The sequence below is a fragment of the Nocardioides sp. genome (genome assembly GCF_050246775.1).
In the GTDB taxonomy this organism is placed as follows: Bacteria; Actinomycetota; Actinomycetes; order Propionibacteriales; family Nocardioidaceae; genus Nocardioides.
The window spans coordinates 1,517,352-1,537,259 of sequence record NZ_JBFWVK010000001.1; the positions used below are offsets into that span (position 1 = coordinate 1,517,352).

The 19,908-nt window shown below is 68.0% G+C and carries 23 protein-coding genes; 12 read left to right on the plus strand and 11 right to left on the minus strand.

What is annotated here, in order from left to right:
- Window positions 1-26 precede the first annotated feature (26 nt).
- Together AB7I40_RS07160 and AB7I40_RS07165 are read right to left on the minus strand one after the other, a co-directional pair.
- Entirely contained in the window at window positions 27-998 is a 972-nt protein-coding gene (locus AB7I40_RS07160) for a hypothetical protein (RefSeq protein ID WP_428346304.1), read from the minus strand.
- A 13-nt stretch (window positions 999-1,011) separates the two neighbouring features.
- On the minus strand, window positions 1,012-1,593 hold the full coding sequence (locus AB7I40_RS07165; protein ID WP_428346305.1) for a DUF1641 domain-containing protein: 582 nt from the start codon (window positions 1,591-1,593) through the stop codon (window positions 1,012-1,014).
- A gap of 155 nt (window positions 1,594-1,748) precedes the next feature.
- On the opposite strand from AB7I40_RS07165, the gene AB7I40_RS07170 reads away from it, so the two are divergent.
- The 5 genes from AB7I40_RS07170 to AB7I40_RS07190 all read left to right on the plus strand — a co-directional run bounded on the left by AB7I40_RS07170 (window position 1,749) and on the right by AB7I40_RS07190 (window position 5,246).
- Window positions 1,749-2,819 carry an AraC family transcriptional regulator gene (locus AB7I40_RS07170; protein ID WP_428346306.1) on the plus strand — a complete coding sequence of 357 codons (1,071 nt, stop codon included), beginning with the start codon at window positions 1,749-1,751 and terminating at the stop codon, window positions 2,817-2,819.
- On the plus strand, window positions 2,812-3,303 hold the full coding sequence (locus AB7I40_RS07175) for a hydrogenase maturation nickel metallochaperone HypA (protein ID WP_428346307.1): 492 nt from the start codon (window positions 2,812-2,814) through the stop codon (window positions 3,301-3,303). Before AB7I40_RS07170 ends, AB7I40_RS07175 begins: the two co-directional genes overlap by 8 nt.
- Before the next feature lies 1 nt (window position 3,304).
- A complete protein-coding gene (hypB, locus tag AB7I40_RS07180; protein ID WP_428346308.1) occupies window positions 3,305-4,039 on the plus strand; it encodes a hydrogenase nickel incorporation protein HypB in 735 nt (244 codons plus the stop codon).
- The gene (locus AB7I40_RS07185; RefSeq protein WP_428346309.1) at window positions 4,039-4,878 is read left to right on the plus strand and encodes a hypothetical protein; all 840 of its coding nucleotides are present in this window, start codon (window positions 4,039-4,041) and stop codon (window positions 4,876-4,878) included. Before hypB ends, AB7I40_RS07185 begins: the two co-directional genes overlap by 1 nt.
- Window positions 4,879-4,991: 113 nt before the next feature.
- Entirely contained in the window at window positions 4,992-5,246 is a 255-nt protein-coding gene (locus tag AB7I40_RS07190; RefSeq protein ID WP_428346310.1) for a hypothetical protein, read from the plus strand.
- Window positions 5,247-5,299: 53 nt separating this feature from the next.
- On the opposite strand, the gene AB7I40_RS07195 is transcribed toward AB7I40_RS07190, so the two are convergent.
- The 4 genes from AB7I40_RS07195 to AB7I40_RS07210 form a co-directional block, all read right to left on the minus strand.
- Window positions 5,300-5,539: a hypothetical protein gene (locus tag AB7I40_RS07195; RefSeq protein ID WP_428346311.1), complete on the minus strand. Its 240-nt coding sequence runs from the start codon at window positions 5,537-5,539 to the stop codon at window positions 5,300-5,302.
- Window positions 5,540-5,710: 171 nt separating this feature from the next.
- The gene (locus AB7I40_RS07200) at window positions 5,711-6,694 is read right to left on the minus strand and encodes an AAA family ATPase (RefSeq protein ID WP_428346312.1); all 984 of its coding nucleotides are present in this window, start codon (window positions 6,692-6,694) and stop codon (window positions 5,711-5,713) included.
- On the minus strand, window positions 6,691-7,110 hold the full coding sequence (locus AB7I40_RS07205) for a ribulose bisphosphate carboxylase small subunit (RefSeq protein WP_428346313.1): 420 nt from the start codon (window positions 7,108-7,110) through the stop codon (window positions 6,691-6,693). Before AB7I40_RS07205 ends, AB7I40_RS07200 begins: the two co-directional genes overlap by 4 nt.
- A gap of 34 nt (window positions 7,111-7,144) precedes the next feature.
- A complete protein-coding gene (locus tag AB7I40_RS07210) occupies window positions 7,145-8,605 on the minus strand; it encodes a form I ribulose bisphosphate carboxylase large subunit (protein ID WP_428346314.1) in 1,461 nt (486 codons plus the stop codon).
- 166 nt (window positions 8,606-8,771) lie between these two features.
- Between AB7I40_RS07210 and AB7I40_RS07215 the strand changes: the two genes are divergently transcribed.
- Window positions 8,772-9,650 carry a LysR family transcriptional regulator gene (locus AB7I40_RS07215; RefSeq protein ID WP_428346315.1) on the plus strand — a complete coding sequence of 293 codons (879 nt, stop codon included), beginning with the start codon at window positions 8,772-8,774 and terminating at the stop codon, window positions 9,648-9,650.
- Here the strand turns inward: AB7I40_RS07215 and AB7I40_RS07220 are convergent.
- Window positions 9,629-10,198, minus strand: a complete 570-nt coding sequence (locus AB7I40_RS07220) for a dihydrofolate reductase family protein (RefSeq protein ID WP_428346316.1) — start codon at window positions 10,196-10,198, stop codon at window positions 9,629-9,631. The two genes, AB7I40_RS07215 and AB7I40_RS07220, sit on opposite strands and share 22 nt — an antisense overlap.
- A gap of 144 nt (window positions 10,199-10,342) precedes the next feature.
- Between AB7I40_RS07220 and AB7I40_RS07225 the strand changes: the two genes are divergently transcribed.
- A complete protein-coding gene (locus tag AB7I40_RS07225; protein ID WP_428346317.1) occupies window positions 10,343-11,338 on the plus strand; it encodes a sigma-70 family RNA polymerase sigma factor in 996 nt (331 codons plus the stop codon).
- Window positions 11,339-11,375: 37 nt separating this feature from the next.
- Here AB7I40_RS07225 and AB7I40_RS07230 read toward each other — a convergent pair whose 3' ends face one another.
- Window positions 11,376-11,981, minus strand: coding sequence for a TetR/AcrR family transcriptional regulator (locus AB7I40_RS07230; RefSeq protein WP_428346318.1), 606 nt, complete (start codon window positions 11,979-11,981; stop codon window positions 11,376-11,378).
- 79 nt (window positions 11,982-12,060) lie between these two features.
- On the opposite strand from AB7I40_RS07230, the gene AB7I40_RS07235 reads away from it, so the two are divergent.
- From AB7I40_RS07235 to AB7I40_RS07245, 3 genes are all read left to right on the plus strand, one after another.
- Window positions 12,061-13,158 carry an MFS transporter gene (locus tag AB7I40_RS07235; RefSeq protein ID WP_428346319.1) on the plus strand — a complete coding sequence of 366 codons (1,098 nt, stop codon included), beginning with the start codon at window positions 12,061-12,063 and terminating at the stop codon, window positions 13,156-13,158.
- Between the two features lie 68 nt (window positions 13,159-13,226).
- Entirely contained in the window at window positions 13,227-14,183 is a 957-nt protein-coding gene (locus AB7I40_RS07240; RefSeq protein ID WP_428346320.1) for an NAD(P)-dependent alcohol dehydrogenase, read from the plus strand.
- Between the two features lie 92 nt (window positions 14,184-14,275).
- Window positions 14,276-15,295: an LLM class flavin-dependent oxidoreductase gene (locus AB7I40_RS07245; RefSeq protein WP_428346321.1), complete on the plus strand. Its 1,020-nt coding sequence runs from the start codon at window positions 14,276-14,278 to the stop codon at window positions 15,293-15,295.
- Between the two features lie 23 nt (window positions 15,296-15,318).
- Here the strand turns inward: AB7I40_RS07245 and AB7I40_RS07250 are convergent, their stop codons facing one another.
- The gene (locus AB7I40_RS07250) at window positions 15,319-15,987 is read right to left on the minus strand and encodes a nucleotidyl transferase AbiEii/AbiGii toxin family protein (protein WP_428346322.1); all 669 of its coding nucleotides are present in this window, start codon (window positions 15,985-15,987) and stop codon (window positions 15,319-15,321) included.
- A 37-nt stretch (window positions 15,988-16,024) separates the two neighbouring features.
- Window positions 16,025-16,486 (minus strand): helix-turn-helix domain-containing protein, encoded by a 462-nt coding sequence (locus AB7I40_RS07255; protein ID WP_428346323.1) that lies wholly within the window; start codon window positions 16,484-16,486, stop codon window positions 16,025-16,027.
- A 91-nt stretch (window positions 16,487-16,577) separates the two neighbouring features.
- On the opposite strand from AB7I40_RS07255, the gene AB7I40_RS07260 reads away from it, so the two are divergent.
- Window positions 16,578-17,126, plus strand: coding sequence for a YciI family protein (locus tag AB7I40_RS07260; RefSeq protein WP_428346324.1), 549 nt, complete (start codon window positions 16,578-16,580; stop codon window positions 17,124-17,126).
- Between the two features lie 138 nt (window positions 17,127-17,264).
- Window positions 17,265-17,657, plus strand: coding sequence for a DUF2510 domain-containing protein (locus AB7I40_RS07265; protein WP_428346325.1), 393 nt, complete (start codon window positions 17,265-17,267; stop codon window positions 17,655-17,657).
- A gap of 24 nt (window positions 17,658-17,681) precedes the next feature.
- Here AB7I40_RS07265 and AB7I40_RS07270 read toward each other — a convergent pair whose 3' ends face one another.
- On the minus strand, window positions 17,682-19,826 hold the full coding sequence (locus tag AB7I40_RS07270) for a M14 family metallopeptidase (protein ID WP_428346326.1): 2,145 nt from the start codon (window positions 19,824-19,826) through the stop codon (window positions 17,682-17,684).
- Between the last annotated feature and the right edge of the window lie 82 nt (window positions 19,827-19,908).

A 19,908-nucleotide genomic window follows, 5' to 3' on the forward strand; every position in this document is an offset into this window, starting at 1 on the left:
TTGATGGTTCGTGACTCTGCGCACGCTCAGACCACGAACATGTCTTCTTTGGACCACTGCGGAGCAGCGATCCGGGCGGCGGCGGCGTGGGCCATGTAGGTGAGGTGATCTGCTCCCTCGGGGACTTCCTTCGGGATCGTGCCGGAGACCTTCTGGGTCTTGAAGACCGTCCCGGCGGCGAGATCGAAGAACGGGAACTCGGGCTCGGTGCAGCCCAGGCAGGGCATGCCGGCCCTGGTCTTCGACGACTGCCGGTTCCACAGGATCCGGTTGCACGGCGAGTGCGTCATCGGGCCACGGCAGCCGAACTCGTAGAACAGGCAGCCGGTGCGGGTGCCCTCGCCGAAGCTGGTGGTGGACTGCTTGTACTCGAAGAACTGCACCCGGGTGCAGCCGGTCTGGGTGAAGGTCTTGAAGAAGGTCTGCGGCCGGTGCAGGTCGTCCAGCGCGATGTCGCCGGCGCGACCGGTGGCCAGGGCGACCAGGATCTGGGTGATCCAGTCGGGGTGGGCGGGGCAGCCGGGGATGTTGATGACCGGGAGCCCGGACTTGGAGCGCCAGTCCGGACCCAGGAACCCGCCGCGCTCGCGCTTGTGGAACTGCAGACCGGTGGAGTCGCTGGGGTTGGGCTCCATCGCCGGGATGCCGCCCCAGCAGGCGCAGTCACCGATGGCGACCACGATGCTCGCGGCCTCACACAGCTCGGTGACCCACTCGATCATCGGCCGGTCGGCGAACATGTCCATCCGGCCGGAACCGTCCGGGCCCTGGATGACGGTGCCCTCGAGCACGAAGATGTCGAGGTCGCGCTCACCGGTGACGCAGTCGGTGAAGATCTTCTTGGCCTGGTCTCCCAGCTCCATCCCGAGGGAGGGGTGCCACAGGAGCTCGAGGCCGAAGTCGACGATCAGGTCGACGACGTTCGGTTCCTCCGCGTTGAGGAACGACATGGTGTTCCCCGAACAGGCTCCCGCCTGGAACCACAACACTGATGACATCCGGGTGTCCTTCCTACTTCTGGCTGGTCGGTTGGGCCGCAGCGATCTCGGCGCCGATGGCCTTGGCCACGGTCGCGAAGTAGCTGATGGCGCGGTTGATGTCGGGATCCTTGAGCAGCTTGAGCAGAGACAGGGGCCCGCCGATCTGCACGGGGTCCTGGGCGAACCTGTCGCTTCCCGAGACCAGCCCGTTGGCCAGGATGGCCACCTGGTCGACGGCCGCGGGGCCGATGACGCCGGAGGCGAAGAGCTTGTCGATGGCGCCACTCTCGACGGCCGCCACCATCCCGGGCGCGGCCTTGGGCAGTACGGCGGCCAGGCTGACGCCGGCATCGGCGAGCGCCTGGAGGTCGACGCCGGAGTCGGCGAACGCCTCGTTGGACTGCACGGTGGTGCGCAGCTCGCTGAAGCTGCCGGCGAGGTTGTCGCCGATGACCTCGGTGCGGGCCACGAACCCGTCGAGGCCCTCGACGAGCACCGCGAGGAGCTCGGCGTGATCGAGCAGGCTGGTCAGTGCCCCGGCGACGGCGGGGTCGTTCAGACGTGCTGACAGTTGGGCCTGAGCGGCCTCTTCCCGGCTCGGAGCCAGCGTCATGTGCCCTCCCACGTTCGGCTTTCGGACGCTTTGAATGTAAGCCGGGTCACAGGCCGGAACTATCGCGTGGGCGAATCGGCTATCACAATTGCGCAAGTTTCTTGATCCAGAAGCGCAATCCACGGATAGTGTGCGGAGGCCGGGAGGAGGTTGCAGTGGAGCGGTTGTCGCGTTTGCGGTTCATGAACGTCGATCGCACCCGACTCCCGGTGCGCAAGCGGATCCGGCCCCGCGGCGTACCCAACGCCCTGCAGGAACACTCCATCGTCGACACGCAGGACCTCGCGATGGCCACCGATGTGACGTGCCAGCTGCTGGGGCGCTGCCAGGTCACCCCGGCCCCGCGGCTGCTGGAGGACTTCCACTGCCGCCTCAACGCGATCCAGTTCCTCGACGTGACGATGGCCTACCTCGACTACGCCGTGGCCACCACCGTCACGGTGCCGCACTCCACCGACTGCTTCACGGTGCACATGACCAGCGCCGGGCACGCGTCGGCCACGATCGACGGGGACACCCACCACATCACGCCGTTCTTCGCGCTGGTGATCTCGCCGGGCACGACCTACACCCTCAACCTGGAGCAGGACTCCCCCCAGACGATCGTGCGCATCGAGCGCGACGCGATGGAGCGGCAGCTGTCGCGGATGCTCGGGCGCCGCCTCGACGAGCCGATCATCTTCTCGCCGGTCGGCGACCTGACCACGGACACCGCGGCCCGCTGGCACGGCGCCCTGCAGATCCTGTCCAACGAGGTGCTCTCGCCCAGCTCCCTGATCCAGCAGGGGTACGGCGCCGGCTCGCTCGAGGAGCTGATCATCTCCACGCTGCTCTACATCCAGGAGTCGAACTACTCCGAGCGCCTGCGGGCGCGACCCAAGCAGTCGGGGCGGGTCGCCGTACGCCGCTCCATCGAGTTCATCGAGCTCCACCTGGCCGAGCCGATCACCCTGGGCGACATCGCCGACTACGTGCAGATGAGTCCGCGGTCGATCCAGGCCGGCTTCCGCGAGGACCTCGACACCACCCCGATCGCGTTCATCCGCGACCGCCGCCTCGACGCCTCCCGGCGGGCGCTGCTCGAGGCGATCCCGGGCGACGGCATGACCGTCACCGAGGCGGCGTCACGCTGGGGCTTCACCCACCTGGGCAACTTCTCGCTGGTCTACCGCCAGCGGTTCGGGGAGTCCCCCTCGACGACGTTGCGAGGCATCCGCAGTGCATGAGCTCTCGCTGTGCCGCAGCATCTACGGCATCGTCGACAAGGCCCGCGACTCGCGTTCGGTGGCGACGGTGCACCTGCAGGTGGGCCAGTTGCGCCAGGTCGTGCCGGACACGCTGTGCTACTGCTGGTCGATGATCACCGAGGCCTCCCCGCTGGCCGGGTCCGAGCTCGAGATCGACCACGTGCCCGTGCGCCTGGACTGCCGCGCCTGCGGCGAGCGCACCACCGTGGAGCACGTCCTGGTGCTGACCTGCGCCAGCTGCTCCAGCGGCGACATCTCCCTGCACACCGGCGAGGAGTTCATGGTCACCAGCATCGACCTCGCGCCACCTTCGGTGGTCGACCCAACTTCGGTGGTCGACCCATCCTCGGTGGTCGAGCTTGTCGAGACCACATCACCCGCACCGGACCCACCTCCGGTGGTCGACCCAACTTCGGTGGTCGAGCTTGTCGAGACCACACCACCCGCACCTGAGGAGCACTGACATGGGCCGATTCCACCGTCACGACGATGGCACCGAGCACTCCCACGACGACGAGCACGGTGACCACTCGGGCTATGCGACCGGCACCGAGCGGGTGAGCGTGCTGGAGCACATCTTCGGTGAGAACGACCTGGCTGCCGCCGCCAACCGGGCAGCGTTCGACGCTCGCTCGATCCGGTGCGTCAACCTGATGTCGTCACCGGGTGCGGGCAAGACGACGCTGTTGGTCCACACGCTGCGCCACCTGCAGGAGGCAGGGGTCCGGGCCGGGGTGGTGGAGGGCGACATCGAGACCTCCATCGACGCCGACCGGCTCGCAGGGCTGGGCGCGCAGGTGGCGTTGTTGAACACCGGTGACGGGTTCGGCGGCGAGTGTCATCTCGATGCGCCGATGGTGGCCAAGGCGCTGGTCGACCTCGATCTGGACGCGCTCGACCTGCTGCTGGTCGAGAACGTCGGCAACCTGGTGTGTCCTGCTGAGTTCGACGTAGGTGCGCACGACTCGGTGATGGTCTACGCGATCACCGAGGGCGAGGAGAAGCCGCTGAAGTATCCGGTGATGTTCCGGTCGGTCTCTGTGGTCCTGGTGAACAAGATGGACCTGCTGCCGCACCTCGACTTCGACCTGGCGCTGTTCCGCGACAACGTGCGACGGATCAACCCGGCCGCCCGGATGATCGAGGTGAGCGCGCGCACCGGCGCAGGGCTCGACGAGTGGCACGAGTGGCTCGCCTGATGTTGCCGCGCATCGAGGCCACGGATCAGCGGATCGGCTTCCACTGGGTCTCCCCTGAGGGCCGGCCGCTGCGGCTGGTCGAGGTGGTGCGACTGCCTGGCGCCGAGGCCGAGCGCTGGCTGCCCACCCACCTGGAGGCGCTGGACGACGTACTCATCGAGGTCGCTGGGCGCTTCGGCGAGATCCTTGGTGGCGGGCGCGGTCCGCGGCCCGACGAGCAGGACGGGGTGAGTGCGGCCTACCGGGCGATCGACCGGCTGTGTGCTGAGTACGCCGAGGCGCACGGCGAGGTGGGCCTGCCCGACGACGTGCGGGCGGGGCAGATCAGCGGCACCGCTGCGTTGATGAGCATCCGTGCGCGGCAGTCGATCGCGATGATGGGCCCAGCGCCGTACGACGGGGAGCTGGACCAGCCGGGCCCGGGCGTCGTGGGCGGTCGTGCGGGATTGCACTGGGTCGACGAGAGCCGGCCCTGGGCGGGGGCACGGTGGCTGGTGGTGACCGAGGACGGTCTGCGGTTGCCGGCGACGCTGAGCATGCTGCTGTTCGACTCCTCGGGGGTGGACAAGGACGCGACCCTGACCGAGCACCGGGACGCGCTGGCGCGGGTGACCGAGGCGGTCGGCGTGCCGGAGGCGGAGCCGTTGGTGGCCTCGGGGGCGGTGGACTGGCTGTTGTTCGACTGGGTCATGGCGCATCGTGAGTCCCCGGACAGTGGGGCCGTCGAGATCGGCTCGGGGCGCACTGCGGATGCCCGGATGATCGTGCTGGCGGCGGCTGCGTCGGCGCGGGTCCGGGCCCGTTTCGACCTCGGTCTGCTGGAACTCGCAAAGATTTAACTCGCCGGGCTGTACCGCTGGTCAATATGGGCCAGAGAGCGGGGTACGATTGTCGTGTTGTTCCTGATGGGTCAGGACAACGCATACCCGGGGGGGTAAATAACATGACAGTTATGTCGTTCAACGCTGCACCGACCATGCACCTCGAGACGCTCGAAGGTGAGCGTCTGGGAGTGTCTCGAGTTCGGCATCCTTCGTCAGGCGTCCAGTGCCTGTCGTTCACGGGACCTGAGGGGCGACGCGTCGCTCTGGTTCCCAGCAAGCAGATCATCGGCGTGCGCCAGCGCGTGTGGCAGGTGACGTCCACGGCCGGCACCTACACGCTCGGCCCGGTCGACATGGCCATGCTGCGCAAGCTCGCTGCCTGAGCTGAACTCATCACGTGACTCCTCGGAGTCGGCCTGCGGGTCGGCTCCGAGGATCACGCATCATCTTCCGGGCTGAGGAACTCCTCGTCCCGATGCTCGACCTGACGGCTCGCTCCGTTCGGGAAGTGCTCGACCCGCGTCTGCGCCCTCAGTCGTGCGCGGCGAAACTCGTCGAATGCGACGTCGATGCACTCGCCGATCACGTCGTCGATGCTGCGTCCTGAGTGCTCGGCCTCGGCCGCCACCAGGGTGTGTCGCTCCTGGTCCAGCTGGACCTCGATGCGCTCGGTCATGCGCCAACGCTAGCGAGCGTTTGCTGCGGGCGTTTGTCGGGTCGAGGTCGCTGGTTCATCAAGGTATGCAGGTGAACCACCACACTCCCCACGATGAACCATCACTCTCCATGGTGAATTCAGCACGGGAAGTGTCGGTTGGTCTGCATCCCTTGATGAACCAGCCGGGCCTCACGCCTCGGCGAACAAGCTCGAGCCGTAGATGTCCTGCGCGGTGAGCGTGATCAGGTCCGAGCGGGTCAGGGGGCGGTCGAGTTCGACGAGCCGCCGGGCCTGGCGCAGCCGGGACCGTTCGACGGCGTTGCGGACGCTGCGGGCGTTGGAGAACTGCGGACGCTGCATCCGTTTGGTGAGGTACGCCGAGAACGCGTCGCGCGCCTCGTCGTCGAACCGGAAGTTCTCGGCCGCCACCATGAGGTCGGCGATCTCCACGAGCTCGCCGTGCGAGTAGTCCTCGAAGCCGATGTGGTGCGGCACCCGGGACGACAGGCCGGGGTTGGCGCCGAAGAAGGTGGCCATCCGGTCGGGGTAGCCGGCGAAGACGACGACCAGCGACCCGCGCTCGTTCTCCATCTCGGTCAACAGGATCTCGATGACCTCCTGGCCGTAGTCGCGCTCGTTCTCGGGGCGGAAGAGGTAATAGGCCTCGTCGATGAACAGCACGCCCCCGGCCGCACGCGCGATCGCCTCCTTGGTCTTGGGGGCGGTGTGCCCGATGAACTGCCCGACCAGGTCGTCGCGGGTCACGGTGTGCACCTTGGGGGTGCGGATGTAGCCGAGCGCGTGCAGGATCTCGGCCATCCGCAGGGCCACGGTGGTCTTCCCGGTGCCCGGCCCGCCCGCGAAGCTCATGTGCAAGGTGGGTCGCGACGAGGCCAGTCCGAACTGGCGCCGCGCACGGTCGACCAGGAGCAGCGAGGCGATCTCACGGACCCGCCGTTTCACCGGGGCGAGGCCGACGAGCTCTGCCTCGAGTTTTGCCAGGGTGTCCTCCACCCGGGTGGTGGCCTCGTCGTTGGACAGGTCCAGTTCTGCGTCGTCGGCGAGGGTCTCGAGGGGCTTCTCAGTGGTCGAGCCCGACCTCTCGGTGGTCGAGCCCGACCTCTCGGTGGTCGAGCCTGTCGAGACCACGTGCCCGAACCCCGTCTGGCTCATGGGTAGCGCGCTCCCGCCGGCGCCGACGTCGCGTAGGACTGCACGGCGTACCGCTGGGTGCGGTTCTCACCCTCGACCCGGGTGAGCAGGAAGCCGGGTTCGTCCGCGGGCGACTGCACGAGGAACGACATGGCGGTGGTCTGCCGGCCGAGGCGGGCGTCGTAGGCGAGGACCCGGATGTAGTGGTGCGGGAAGGTGGCGCGGCAGTCGTTCAGCTGGGTGAGGACGCCGTCGGGTTCGGTGAGGTCGAACATCGGCAGGCCCCACAGCTCCCAGTAGACGTTGCGTGGGTGCGGGTCGTCGGTGTGCTCGATCGAGACGGGCCAGTCGTGCTCGAGGGCGTAGCGGACCTGGGCGGCGATCTCGTCGTCGGTGAGGTCGGGCAGGTAGGAGAAGGTGCCGTGGCGCAGTTTCATGGGGGTTTCCTTTTCGGTGGGCTGGACCGAGGACCTAGTACGACGGGACGGCGGTGGGCACCGAGTCGGGTGCGTCGGTGGAGGTGTAGTCGAAGGTGACGTCTCCCCAGGTGGCCAGGGCGACCTCCAGTGGCCGGCAGGTCTTGGCCGCCGTACGCAGGATGTCCGGGCCTTCGATGAGCAGGTGCCGACCTTCGTTGCGGGCCTTGACGACGGCCTCGAGGGCGACCCGGTTGGACTCGGCCCCGGCGGCGATGCCCATCGGGTGACCGATGGTGCCACCGCCGAACTGCAGGATCACGTCGTCACCGAAGAGGTCGAGCAACTGGTGCATCTGGCCGGCGTGGATGCCCCCCGAGGCGACGGGCATGACACCGGGCATGGAGGCCCAGTCCTGGTCGAAGAAGATGCCGTTCTCGAGATTGGTGGGCACCTTGTCGTCGCGCAGGGTGTCGTAGAAGCCACGGGTGGTGGCGGGGTCGCCTTCGAGCTTGCCGACGACCGTGCCGGCGTGGAGGTGGTCGACGCCGATGAGGCGACACCACTTGGAGATGACGCGGAAGCTGACGCCGTGGGTCTTCTGCCGGGTGTACGTCGAGTGCCCGGCGCGGTGCAGGTGCAGCAGCATGCTGTTCTCGCGGGCCCAGTGGGCCATGGACTGCATGGCGGTGTAGCCGATGGTGAGGTCGATCATGACGACGACGCTGCCGAGCTCCTTGGCGAACTCGGCGCGGCGGTACATCTCCTCCATCGTGCCGGCGGTGATGTTGAGGTAGTGCCCCTTGATCTCGCCGGTCTCGGCCATCGCCTTGTTCACTCCCTCCATGCAGTAGAGGAAGCGGTCGCGCCAGCGCATGAAGGGCTGGCTGTTGATGTTCTCGTCGTCCTTGGTGAAGTCGAGGCCACCGCGACAGGCTTCGTAGACGACGCGCCCGTAGTTGCGGGCGCTCAGGCCGAGCTTGGGCTTGATGGTGGCGCCGAGCAGGGGGCGGCCGTACTTGTTGAGGAGCTCGCGCTCCATGACGATGCCGTGCGCCGGGCCCTGGAAGGTCTTGGTGTAGGCGACCGGGATCCGCATGTCCTCCAGGCGCAGGGCCTTGAGGGGCTTGAAGCCGAAGACGTTGCCGATGATGCTCGAGGTCAGGTTGGCGATCGAGCCCTCTTCGAAGAGGTCGATGTCGTAGGCGATGTAGGCGAAGTACTCCCCCGGCCGGCCCGGGACGTCCTCCACGCGGTAGGCCTTGGCCTGGTAGTGACTGTTGGCGGTGAGGCGGTCGGTCCACACCACGGTCCACGTGGCCGTACTCGACTCCCCGGCGACCGCGGCAGCCGCCTCGATCGGGTCGACGCCGTCCTGCGGGGTGACCCGGAAGACGGCGAGGATGTCGGTCTCCTTGATGACGTAGTCGGGGTTCCAGTAGCCCATCCCGGCGTAGCTCTGCACGCCCGGGTCCCAGCGACCCTTGGTCTCCATGGCCTCGTCGATGAGCGTCATCGTCGTCCCTACTTTCATCGGTGGTCGAGCTGGTCCTCGGTGGTCGAGCGGTCCCTCGGTGGTCGAGCGGTCCCTCGGTGGTCGAGCTTGTCGAGACCACTCTCACCCACGCACCCCACAACAACAATGGAATCTTCACTGCTAACCCTTCAGGTAGTCTTTAACAATGACTCCCGATCTTCCCGCGGCGCTGACCTGGGGCCGGCTGCAGACGTTCCTGGCGGTGTACGACGCAGGCAGCGTTCGGGGCGCGGCGGAGGCGCTGGTGGTGACGCCGCCGGCGATCTCGGCTGCAGTGTCGGCGTTGGAGGGCGCGCTGGGGACGGCGTTGTTCACGAAGTCGGGTCGTGGGATCACCGCGACCGAGAGCGGGCACACGTTCGCGACGTACGCCCGTTCCTTGGTGGGGTTGCTCGGCGAGGCGGCTGCCGCCGTGCGGGACGCGGAGCGTGGCCGGCTGAGGATCGGGGCGGTGGCGACGGCGAGCGAATACGTGTTGCCGCCGATGATCGCGTCGTTCGTGGCGGCCTATCCGCTGGTGGAGCTGTCGTTGTCCGTGCTGCCGCGCGATGAGCTGTTCGCGGCGGCGTCCCACCACGAGGTCGACCTGGTGGTAGCGGGCCGCCCGCCACATGGCTCGGGTCTGCGGACGCGGGCGACGCGGGAGAATCGGCTGGTCGTGGTGGGTCGCCCCGGGCTCACCCCCTTGTCGTCGACGTGGTTGCTGACCGGCCAGGGGTCCGGGACGCGGACGACGACGCTGGACCTGCTGGCCTCCTTGGAGTGGACACCGCCGGTGTTGACCTTGGGCACGTCGGGCGCCGCGATCGCCGCTGCCCGCGAGGGGCTGGGCGTGACGTTGGTGCATGAGCGTGTGGTCGCGGAGCTGGTCGCTGCCGGTGCGTTGGTCGAGTACGACGTGCCTGGCACGCCGCTGGACCGGCCCTGGCATCTGTGTACGTCGGACGCGCCGTCGCCGGTGGCGCGGTTGTTCCTGGCGCAGGTGGACGCCCCCCGGCTGCCTCAGCCGTGGACGACGTCGTAGGCGACGAAGAGCATCCCGTCGCCGATGCGTTCAGCCCGGGTCAGGCGCAGCGTTGCGGGCGAGCCCGCGTCGAACATCCGACCGCCGCGTCCGACCAGAGCCCCGAAGACGAAGAGGCGCAGTTCGTCCACGAGCTCGTGCTCGAGCAGGGTCTGCACCAGGGTGCCGCTGCCGAAGACGACGATCCTGCCGTCAACCTCGGCCTTGAGTCGGGCCACGGCCTCGGCGACGTCGCCTTTCAGCACCGTGCCGTTGGCCCACGCGGTCTCGGTGAGGGTGGAGGAGACGACGTATTTGGGCAGTCCGTTGAGTCGGTCGGCCCATGCGCCCTGCCGGTCGCTCCAACGCTGGGCGAACCAGGCGTCTGTCTCGCGGCCCAGCAGCAGGGCGTCGGTGTGAAGGGACTCCTCGAACTCGAACCCGGCCCAGGCTTCGTGGTCGGTGTCCGACGTGGCGTTGAACCAGCCGCCGCCCGGACCGTCCTCCCCGGTGGGGTTCTCGACGACGCCGTCCAGCGTCATGTTGGTGTTGACCACGATGGTGCCCATCGGTGTTCTCCTTCTCTGGGTGTCTGCCTACGCAGGTTCAGACACCGGCTGTTGCGTGACGTGGGCGTGGCTGAAGCGCCCAGTCCGGGGCTCGCTCGGTGTCAGTAGGAGGAGATCGACCAGGACGAGCGAGAGAGTGATCCCATGAGCGACTTGATCTCGCGGGCGCAGGCGGGCGACGCGGAGGCCTTCCGGGCGCTGACCGAACCGCATCGCCGCGAGCTGTTGGTGCACTGCTACCGGATGCTGGGCTCGCTCCAGGATGCCGAGGACGCGCTTCAGGACACTCTCGTGGGGGCCTGGCAGGGGCTGGGCGGCTTTCAGGGGCGTGCGTCGTTGCGGACCTGGCTCTATCGGATCGCCACCAACCGCTGCCTCAACGCGTTGCGGACGACGAAGCGGCGCCCTGCCAAGGCCTGGGATATCCCCGGGGTGGCGGCGCCGGAACCGACCAGGCTGGGCGAGGTCTCCTGGTTGGAGCCGTTCCCGGAGACGCTGCTCGAAGGGGCCTACGACCTGCCGCTGGGTCCAGAGGCTCGCTACGAGCAGCGCGAGTCGATCTCGCTGGCCTTTGTCGCAGCGCTCCAGGTGCTGCCGCCGCTGCAGCTCGCGGTCCTGGTGCTCCGCGACGTGCTGGGCTTCCCGGCGACCGAGGTGGCCGGCATGCTCGACCGCAGCTCCGAGTCGGTCACCAGTGCGCTCAAGCGGGCCCGGTCAACGTTGGACAGGACACGTCCGACGCGTGACGGAGCCCTTCCACCGGAGCTGGACGATGCGGCCGAGCGAGCGCTTGTCGAGCGGTTCGTCGCGGCGTACGAGGCGGCAGATGTCGCCGGGGTGGTGGCGCTGCTGACCGATGACGTCTTCATGTCGATGCCACCGATCGCGTTCGAGTACGTCGGCCGTGGTCCGGTCGGTGGGTTCCTCGCGCTCCTGTTCGGCGCCCGCCGGTTCTCGCTGGTCCCCACCCGGGCGAATGGCCACCCGGCCTTCGGCGCCTACGTCGCCGGACCCGACGGCGTACGCCGCGCCAGCGGACTGATCGCGGTGACCGTCACGGCTGGTGGGATCAGCGAGCTCAGCCGGTTCGAGAGCTCGCTCTTCTCCTGGTTCGGTCTGCCACCGGTGCTGGACGTGTGAGGAACGGACTGCTGCCTGGTCACCAACGCGAGGTTTCTCAGCCCTCAGCGTCAGCCCCGGGTCGCGGCGACCATCCTGTGCTCGCCCGGGCCGCTACGGCCTCGGCGATCCGCCGGGCGAGCGAGGTGTCGGTTGGGCCGTCCGAGCGCAGGCGCATGGCGAGTTGGCCCGAGAAGACAAGCAGGATCTCCTCGGCCAGCTCTGCGGCGCCAGGCCCGGCCAGGGGCTCTGCCAGCGCGGTGAGTCGTGTGCGGAGGTCGTCGGTGTCGCGTTGGATGGCGGCGGCCAGAACGGGCGGCGCTTCGGCGTACTCGGCGGACGTCCCGAGGAACGCGCACCAGCGGGCCGCGTGGGGCCTGCTGGTGAAGTAGTCGAGCGCGTCGAAGAGGGCGAGCAGGCGTGACAGGTCGTCGGGGGCTCGTGCCACTGCCTCGTCCCACGCTTCCAGCCAGTCGCGTTGGCGCCGGTCAAGAGTCGCGGCGACCAGTGCCTCCTTGCTTGCGTAGGAGCGGTAGAGGGTCGCGGGAGATACGCCCGCGCGCTCCAGGATCGCGTCCACCGGGGTCGCGACGACCCCCCGGTCGAAGAGGAGCTCGTCGGCCGCGTCCAGAAGTCTCGCCTCGGTGCTCGCACGAATAGCCACACCGATAGTCTAGGCTCGAAAAATGAAACGTGCGTTATCGTTTAAGGATCCTCGGGCGTTGGGCCTGGTCATTGCCGGGATGAGCCTCGTCGCAGGCACCTACGGGTTGATCCGCCTCGCCTACGGGCTCTACCTCTCCGACATCCAGGCGTCCCTTCACCTGAGTTCCTCGGCGGTCGGCTACATCTCCTCCGGCGCCTCGGTCGCCTACTCGGTCGGCGCCCTGGTCGGACTGCTCGTCGAGAGACAGCCACGTGTGCTGGTGCTGGCAGCTCTGCTCACCGGGTCGGTCGGATCCGCGGGCATGGCGCTCGCTTCCAGCGCGGCCGCCTTCGTGCCCGCTGCCATCGTCGCCTCAGCGGGCGCCGGACTCGCATCGCCCGGAATGGTCGGCATCGTCGACCGCAATGTTCGCGCGCACCGACAGGGCCACGCTCAGGCTGTCGTCAACTCCGGCACTGGGCCGGGCCTCGTAGCGGCTGGTGCCCTGGCCCTCGTGCTGCTGCCGCAGTGGCGGGCCGGGTTCGTCATCGGGGCCGTGTTCACCGCTCTGGCGGGAGTCGCCGTGCTCATCCTCGACCGGTCCCGATCGGCCCCGTCCGCACAGCAGTCAGAGGGTTCGTCTGGTGAGGCCGGGTGGCGCTTCGTTCTTGAGCTTCGCACGCCGGCCACCGGGGCGCTGCTCCTCGGGGTGGCCTCTGCAGCCGTATGGACCTACGGACGGACCCAGCTCGTCGAGCAGGAATTCGGTGGCACGTGGTCGACGATCGGCTGGATAGCGGTCGGGCTGGGCGGCACGGCCACCGTCCTGACCGCACGCCGGCTCCATGCATGGAGACCAGAGGCAAGCTGGTTCTATACGTGCGTCAGCGTCGCCATCAGCATCGCAACACTCGCGCTGGACACCGGACTGCTCGCCGTGGCGCTGGTGGCCTGCTTCGTATTCGGCTGGGCCTTCGTCGCAGCCACCACCGCCCTGATCGCGTGGGTCTCCAGCCTCGTCCCGGAGCGAGCAACTGCCGGCACCTCCGTGCTCTTCATCATCCTGACGTTGGGCCAGGCCATGGGCTCGGCACTGGCCGGCAACCTCGCCGACCGCGGCGGGTTGTCCCTGGCCTTTCTGGTCGCTGCCGCCATCGCGGCGCTGGGTGCCGCCTGCGGTTCGTCAAGGGCGTGATGCCGAGCGACATCGACGCTCCATTGCTCTAGGTTTGGCGGCGTGACCCCATGTGCTGGAGGGCGGGAGTGAAGGCGGTCGTCCGCGACAGCTACGGGTCGATTGATGTGCTTCGGGTCGAGGACGTTCCGGTCCCGGCGCCAGGCGCCGGCCAGGTGCGGGTCAAGGTCGCCGCCACGTCGGTCAACCTCAGTGACTGGGAGTGCCTGCGGGGATCGCCCGCCTATGCGCGGATCGGCGGGCTTCGTGTCCCAGCTAGCCGGATCCTCGGCTCGGACATCGCAGGTGTGGTCGACAGCGTCGGGGAAGGGGTGTCCCGGTTCAAGTCCGGGGACGAGGTGTACGGCGACAACCTGGCACTGAAGGGTGGCTTCGCGCAGTACGCGCTCGCACCGGAATCGGTGCTCGCTCTCAAGCCGGAGCAGTTGACCTTCGCCGAGGCGTCGGTCCTTCCGCAATCGGGGGCGATCGCCCTTCAGGGGACCAGATGGGCCGCTGCGGGGCGCCGGGTGTTGATCAATGGTGCTGGAGGAGGTTCGGGATGCCTCGCTCTTCAGCTCGCCAAGCGGAGCGGCGCGCACGTCACGGGTGTCGACAACGCCGCCAAGCTGGACTTCATGACGTCAATGGGCGCAGACGAGGTGATCGACTACCGCCTTGAGGACTTCACTCGCACGGCGCAGCCCTACGACCTCATCCTGGACCTGGTCGCGCGGCGTTCGGTTTTCGGTGTTCGACGCGCTCTGGCGCCCGGTGGCACGTATCGGGCTGTTGGTGGTTCGGCTCCCACGTTGCTGCGCCTCCTCACCGCTGGCTGGGCAGTGGGGCGACTGACCGGTCGCTCCATCGGGGTGCTCGCTGTCCACGAGGGTCCCGCGCATTTTGAGCCGATTGCGGCCCTCTGCGTCGCCGGCGACGTACGGATCACGATCGACAGGACCTACGCGCTCGAGGAGGTGCCCGCCGCGCTCGCTGATGTGGGTGAGGGACGCACCCTTGGCAAGGTCGTGGTTCGTCTCTCCTGAGCCGCGGCTCGATGGCCCGACCTGACAACGACGCGAGGATCACGTCTGGCCGGCTGCGGGAAGAAGGAGTCGGCGTCGCTGGTTGTTCTCACATGAAGAAGATCGGCTTCCTGTCCTTCGGCCACTGGAACCCCTCGCCGCACTCGCAGGCGCGGACGGCCTCCGACGTACTGCTGCAGTCCATCGACCTCGCGGTCGCGGCCGAGGAGCTCGGTGCGGACGGTGCCTACTTCCGTGTGCACCACTTCGCTCGCCAGCTCGCCTCACCGTTCCCGCTTCTTGCGGCGGCGGGCGCGAAGACGAGTCGGATCGAGCTCGGCACCGGTGTGATCGACATGCGATACGAGAACCCGCTCTACATGGCCGAGGACGCCGGCGCCGCCGACCTGATCTCCGGGGGCAGGTTGCAGCTCGGCATCAGCCGGGGGTCACCGGAACAGGTGATCGACGGCTACAAGCATTTCGGCTACGACCCCGGCGAGGGCAACGATCACGCCGAGATGGCGCGTGAGCACGCCCGGGTCTTCCTCGAGGTGATCGACGGACAGCGGTTCGCCGAGCCGAACCCGCGACCGATGTTCGCCAACCCGCCCGGGCTGCTGGGCATCGAGCCCCAGTCGCCCGGCCTGCGGGACCGGATCTGGTGGGGCGCCGGAACACGCAAGACCGCCGTGTGGACGGGCCAGCAGGGCATGAACCTCATGAGCTCGACGCTGCTCACCGAGGACACCGGTGTGCCGTTCCACCAGCTCCAGGCCGAGCAGATCCACATGTTCCGAGACGCCTGGAAGGACGCCGGTCACGAGCGTGAGCCGCGGGTGTCGGTCAGCCGCAGCATCTTCCCGATCGTCAACAGCACCGACCGCGCGTATTTCGGCGCGGAGTCGCGCAGTGAGGACCAGGTCGGGTTCATCGACGGCGGCACGGCCCGGTTCGGCAAGACATATGCCGGGGAGGTCGACCAGCTCGTCCAGGAGCTCGCCACGGACGAGGCGATCGCCGCCGCGGACACCCTGCTGCTGACGATCCCGAACCAGCTCGGCGTCGACTACAACGCGCACCTGCTGGACAGCATCGTCCGGTACGTCGCGCCGGAGCTGAGCTGGCGCTGACGCAGCGCTTGCAGTCCTGACGACTAACGTCCGAGACCTTCGATCTTCGCGCATCGTGCGGACAGGTTGCGGATGCTCTGCCACACAGCTGCTCGGGGCGTGTCGATCTTGAGTGCGCGGATGTATTCGTCGAGACGGTGTGGGCGCTCGCGGAGGTAGGTGACTGCGTTGTCGAGGCTCTCGCCGACCGTCTTGCCGTAGGCATCGACTGCTTTGTGAGCGCCGGCCGTCAGGGCGGCAGTGGCGGGTTCCATCATGGCCAGGTCGATGAGGTCGCGGCTGAATGTCGACGTGTCTGCCCAGCGGTCGTCGTTGGCGAGCAGTTTGCTCGCGACCTGATCGGTTCGCGTCAGGGTCCGAACGCCGCAGATCTCATCGTCCTCGGAGGGAGTGTCGAGGTCGATGCGGCCTTCATGGATGATTTCGAGCTTGATCGCAACCCCCGCAACGAGCACCGAGGTCCTGATCCCGTAACCGTCAACAGTAGGTGTTCGGCCCAGGTCAAGTTCGCGTGTGGCCAGAGCGTCGAGCCCACGGTCCCGGACGATCTGGCGCAAGCCTCGGTAGGACTGCTGGTCGGAGACCAGGAAGTCGATGTCGATCGATTCACGGAACTCACCGTTGGTGAGCACGATCGCCGTGCCGCCTCCGAACCAGCAGTTGTGCTCTGCCAGGAGCGGTGCGTCGAGCATCGACAACACCTCGGCCACCCTTTGGTGGTGCGGCCGCCTAAACAAGGAGCCTCCCGTTGCTGTAGGCGTCCGCGAGGTGCTGGATGAACGCCTTTTCGTGGTCGGTCAACCTCTCCTGGTCGAGGTGTCGCCAGCCGCGTTCGTAGAGGTTGAGCGCCTCAGTCTCGGTGATGGTGGTGCCGGCGTCGGTCTGCCAGGCCAGCGTGCGCAGGCCGGGGTAGTCGCCGACCGTGATCGTCACCGGGTCTGCTGCTGGCGCGTCGAGGATCGGGACGACGAGGTGGAGTCCGAGCGCGGCTGCGACGTTGCTGTAGGCGCCGATCGTGACCGACGGGTTGCCTGCCTCGATCCTGTGCAGGGTGACGCGCGACACGCCAGCAGCTTCGGCACAGGCGACTACCGTGACCCCGAGGGCCTTTCGGCGTTCGCGAAGCCGGGCGCCCAGGCGCTCGAGGTCCGCCTGTTGTTCGGGATTGGTGTAGGGACTAGCTGCTGGCATGTTTCTCATTTTAGTCATTCGGATCTGAAATTCAATAATGAGAAACAATCTACGGTGAATGTCCCGTCTCGTCGTCAGAGAGGCTTGAGCCATGGAGTTCTTCTGCTATCACCGTGATCGGCCCGGATCTACGCCACTGCGCGAAGAGATGGTGGAGGAACACTGGTCCTACATGGATCGGTTCGCCGCGACCATGATCGCCCGCGGCCCCACCTTCGCCAGTGACGGGGCGCTCACCGGGAGCGTCCACATCCTCGACCTGCCCGATCCCGCCGCTGCCCGCGCGTTCGCCTTCGAGGAGCCCGGCTACCAGGCCGGCGCCTACCGCGACGTGATGCTCCGGCGTTGGCACAACTCGCTGCGACGAACGATGTGGGACTTCACGGGTGGCCGGCCGGACCGAGCCCGTTACCTCGTCCTCGGGTTCACCTTGGAACCTGCGGGTGCGGCCGATGCGGCACCGTCGGGTGACGAACTGATCGCAAGTGGCCCACTGCTTTCCGACGATGGATCGCTGGTGCTCGGGGCGTCGGTCCTGCTGCAGGCGCCTGACGAAGCGGCCGCGCGGGAGGTGCTGTCCGCTGACCGGTACGTCGGGATCGAGGTGCATGAGTGGCAGCCCGGCGGTCGGCCGACCTGAGGACGACTCCGGCGGCGGGATCCAGCTTCGGCGTACGAAGAGGGTGACGTCTGCGGTATCGGCGCTTTCGTGAACCGTTGGTCGCTGCCGGAGCTAGCATGCCGCGCAAGGGTCGGGACTTTTCGAGACGAGGGATTCGTGAGCAACGCTCAAGCAGGCTGGTACGACGACGGCGCGGGCAAGCAGCGCTGGTGGGACGGCGAGAAGTGGACCGACGAGTATCAGCAGCCGCCGTCTCAGACAGGAGGTGGCCTGGCCGGGGTGGTGGGCAAGATCGAGGCCCGGGCAGTCGCCGGAGCCCAGCCGCGGCCGGCCGTGCAGGGCGCGAGCTACGTCGTCCTCCAGGTGATCCTGAAGGAGAAGCTGTGGGGCACCGGGTCGGGGAACCTCACGGAACTGGAGGGGGCCATCAACGCTCAGGCTTCGCTCGGCTACCGGCTGCACACCATCAGCACCGCAGCCTCGGGCAGCAAGGGCTTCGGTGGCGGTGACCGGATCCAGGCGACGATGGTCTTCGAGCGGCTCACCTAGGCCGAGTCGACACCTCGGCCGGCGCTATCGGCTCGCCGCCCGCTTGATGTACGACGGGCTGCACACCCGCCCGGCATAGAAGCGAGCGCCGCGGTCGACGATGACCTCCTGGTGAGCCAGCACGTGACCGCGCGAGTCGCGGCACGTCAGGATCCAGGCCTCCTTGATGCCTGTGTAGGTGGCCGGTTCGGGTCCGCGGAAGGTGGCCTCTCCCGTCCAGTCGTCCTCGACGGAGCCGCCCTCGTAGTTGTCGGCCAGCACGGTGTAGGTCCCTGGGACCGGATCGGGGATCGTCACCCTCTCCGGGTTGTCCAGGCTCGCTGCCTGGCCGACCACAGCACCTGTGGAGTCCAGGACGTAGAAGTCCCAGTCGGCAGCACCGGGCCAGGAGAACGAGAACTGCGCGAACCCGTTGTCCGCCTCCGGGAGACCCTGGATCTCGATCTCGGAGAGCTCGCCCACACCCGGGTCGGGAATCCCGTCGGGGTTGGTGATGGCGAGTGGTGCCTGCGGGGGCGCCAACGGGTCTCGCCCGTAGCGGCCGACGACCTCTGGCCGCGTCGACGGGTTCACGTTCATCGTGAACCGGCCGCCCGACGTCACCAGCCTCGTGGTCAGCGTGTCCGCATAGGTCAGCGGCTCACCCTCGTTGAGATCCTCGTCGATCACCGGCGAGGTCTCCGACACGAAGCTCTTGCGCACCGACAGGAAGCGGCCCTTCGGTGCCCGGCCGACGATCTGCGCGTGCTGGGCCGGATCCATCGCAGCCGCCGCAGCCCGGTAGTAGGCCTCCCGGTTGCCGCCGAGCCCCGCGCCGGCCGCCGGTGCGATCCCGAGGTACTCCCCCACCACGGCATCGGCGTACTCCGGGTGGAAGTCGTCCGGCCCGATCTCGAAGGTGAAGCCGTAGCCCCCGGTGTTCCAGTAGCTCCAGTCCTCGACGCTTCCCGAGGTGTCATAGAGCTGGTACGCCGCCTGGCTGGCGTACTGGTTGGCCTGGGCCATCGAGTCGCCGAGTGCCTTGTACTGCACCTCGTCGGGCGCCTTGCCGGTGCTGAGCAGCGACGGTGGGCGCAGGACCAGGTTGGAGTAGGTGTGATTGGTGATCATCACGGTCACCGCGCGCTCCGAGATCAGCCGACGCACGGCCTCCACCTCGGGAGTGTCCCCGGGCCCGTCTCCGCGATAGGTGTCATCGGACCAGTCCGTGCTCGCACCGAAGCCGCCCCAGAAGCCGGGGTAGTTGCGGTTCAGGTCGGTGCCGCGCAGCCGACCTGCCGGGTTGTCGTCGCAGGTGCCCCCGAGGTACTCGGCCGGGGTGTTCACCGACACCGAGCAGTTCTTGCGCTTCATCTCGTAGTCGAACAGCGAGAAATCACCCAGCGTCGCGGCGTCGCGCGAGATCTGGAAGCCGTCGACGTTGACGATCGGGACCACGATGACGCGCTCCTTGGCCAGCACGTGGCGCGCGCGCCGGTTGCCCTGGGCGTAGCCCTGCAGCAGGTCGAAGGCGAACTCCATGGTGTGCTCGGAGCTCGGCCATTCCCGGGCGTGGTGGGCCCCCATCATCAAGAAGACCGGCTTGCCGTCCGCCACCCGATCCGCGTTCTGACTGATCTCGAGGCCACGGATCGGCTCGCCCAGCAGGCTCCTGCCGATCGTGATCGGCTTGGTGAGCCACGGGTATCGGTGGGCCAGGAGGCGCAGGTCGGAGAGGTAGTCGGCGTACACCCGGTAGCTCGTGCGCCCGCTGGGCAGCGGGGAGGTCTCCACAGCAGCCTGGTAGCGGGCGTCGGCCCGCCGCGACTCGGCCATCCTGGCCGCCAGGTCGCGCACCTTGACGTCCCAGGTGAAGCCGGCGTCGCGGAGCAGTTGGGCGTCGGCGTCGCTGTGCAGGATCACCTCGATCCCCTGGGCGGTGGCGTGCTCGGTGTAGTCGACGCCGAGCGCGATCACCTGGTTGCGCTGGGCGACGGTCCGCGCGTGGACGAACACCACCCGGACGTTGTCGCCGTCGCTGCCGACCAGGTCCGACTCGGTCCTCTCGTCGGCCACCGCGCCGACGGCTCCCCCGGCCAGTGCCGTGGCCAGGAAGACGCTGAGTGCTGCGGCCCCCAGAGCTGTCGCGCGGAGCCGGGAGATGGGTCGATGCGAAGTCGTGATGGCCATGATGGAGTCCTATGCACGCCAGTAGGGTCCTTACCCAAGGTAGACCTGTCTGGCTGCCACGCCAATCGTCTGTCGTCGCTGC

Excerpts from the sequence above, each read along its gene's own strand:
- AB7I40_RS07215 (WP_428346315.1), top strand. The coding sequence starts at position 8,772 with ATGACTCCCGATCTTCCCGCGGCGCTGACCTGGGGCCGGCTGCAGACG.
- AB7I40_RS07190 (WP_428346310.1), top strand. The coding sequence starts at position 4,992 with ATGTCGTTCAACGCTGCACCGACCATGCACCTCGAGACGCTCGAAGGT.
- AB7I40_RS07255 (WP_428346323.1), bottom strand. The coding sequence starts at position 16,486 with ATGCCAGCAGCTAGTCCCTACACCAATCCCGAACAACAGGCGGACCTC.
- AB7I40_RS07160 (WP_428346304.1), bottom strand. The coding sequence starts at position 998 with ATGTCATCAGTGTTGTGGTTCCAGGCGGGAGCCTGTTCGGGGAACACC.
- AB7I40_RS07250 (WP_428346322.1), bottom strand. The coding sequence starts at position 15,987 with ATGCTCGACGCACCGCTCCTGGCAGAGCACAACTGCTGGTTCGGAGGC.
- hypB (WP_428346308.1), top strand. The coding sequence starts at position 3,305 with ATGGGCCGATTCCACCGTCACGACGATGGCACCGAGCACTCCCACGAC.
- AB7I40_RS07185 (WP_428346309.1), top strand. The coding sequence starts at position 4,039 with ATGTTGCCGCGCATCGAGGCCACGGATCAGCGGATCGGCTTCCACTGG.
- AB7I40_RS07270 (WP_428346326.1), bottom strand. The coding sequence starts at position 19,826 with ATGGCCATCACGACTTCGCATCGACCCATCTCCCGGCTCCGCGCGACA.
- AB7I40_RS07165 (WP_428346305.1), bottom strand. The coding sequence starts at position 1,593 with ATGACGCTGGCTCCGAGCCGGGAAGAGGCCGCTCAGGCCCAACTGTCA.
- AB7I40_RS07260 (WP_428346324.1), top strand. The coding sequence starts at position 16,578 with ATGGAGTTCTTCTGCTATCACCGTGATCGGCCCGGATCTACGCCACTG.
- AB7I40_RS07225 (WP_428346317.1), top strand. The coding sequence starts at position 10,343 with ATGAGCGACTTGATCTCGCGGGCGCAGGCGGGCGACGCGGAGGCCTTC.
- AB7I40_RS07235 (WP_428346319.1), top strand. The coding sequence starts at position 12,061 with ATGAGCCTCGTCGCAGGCACCTACGGGTTGATCCGCCTCGCCTACGGG.
- AB7I40_RS07195 (WP_428346311.1), bottom strand. The coding sequence starts at position 5,539 with ATGACCGAGCGCATCGAGGTCCAGCTGGACCAGGAGCGACACACCCTG.
- AB7I40_RS07210 (WP_428346314.1), bottom strand. The coding sequence starts at position 8,605 with ATGACGCTCATCGACGAGGCCATGGAGACCAAGGGTCGCTGGGACCCG.
- AB7I40_RS07220 (WP_428346316.1), bottom strand. The coding sequence starts at position 10,198 with ATGGGCACCATCGTGGTCAACACCAACATGACGCTGGACGGCGTCGTC.
- AB7I40_RS07245 (WP_428346321.1), top strand. The coding sequence starts at position 14,276 with ATGAAGAAGATCGGCTTCCTGTCCTTCGGCCACTGGAACCCCTCGCCG.
- AB7I40_RS07205 (WP_428346313.1), bottom strand. The coding sequence starts at position 7,110 with ATGAAACTGCGCCACGGCACCTTCTCCTACCTGCCCGACCTCACCGAC.
- AB7I40_RS07200 (WP_428346312.1), bottom strand. The coding sequence starts at position 6,694 with ATGAGCCAGACGGGGTTCGGGCACGTGGTCTCGACAGGCTCGACCACC.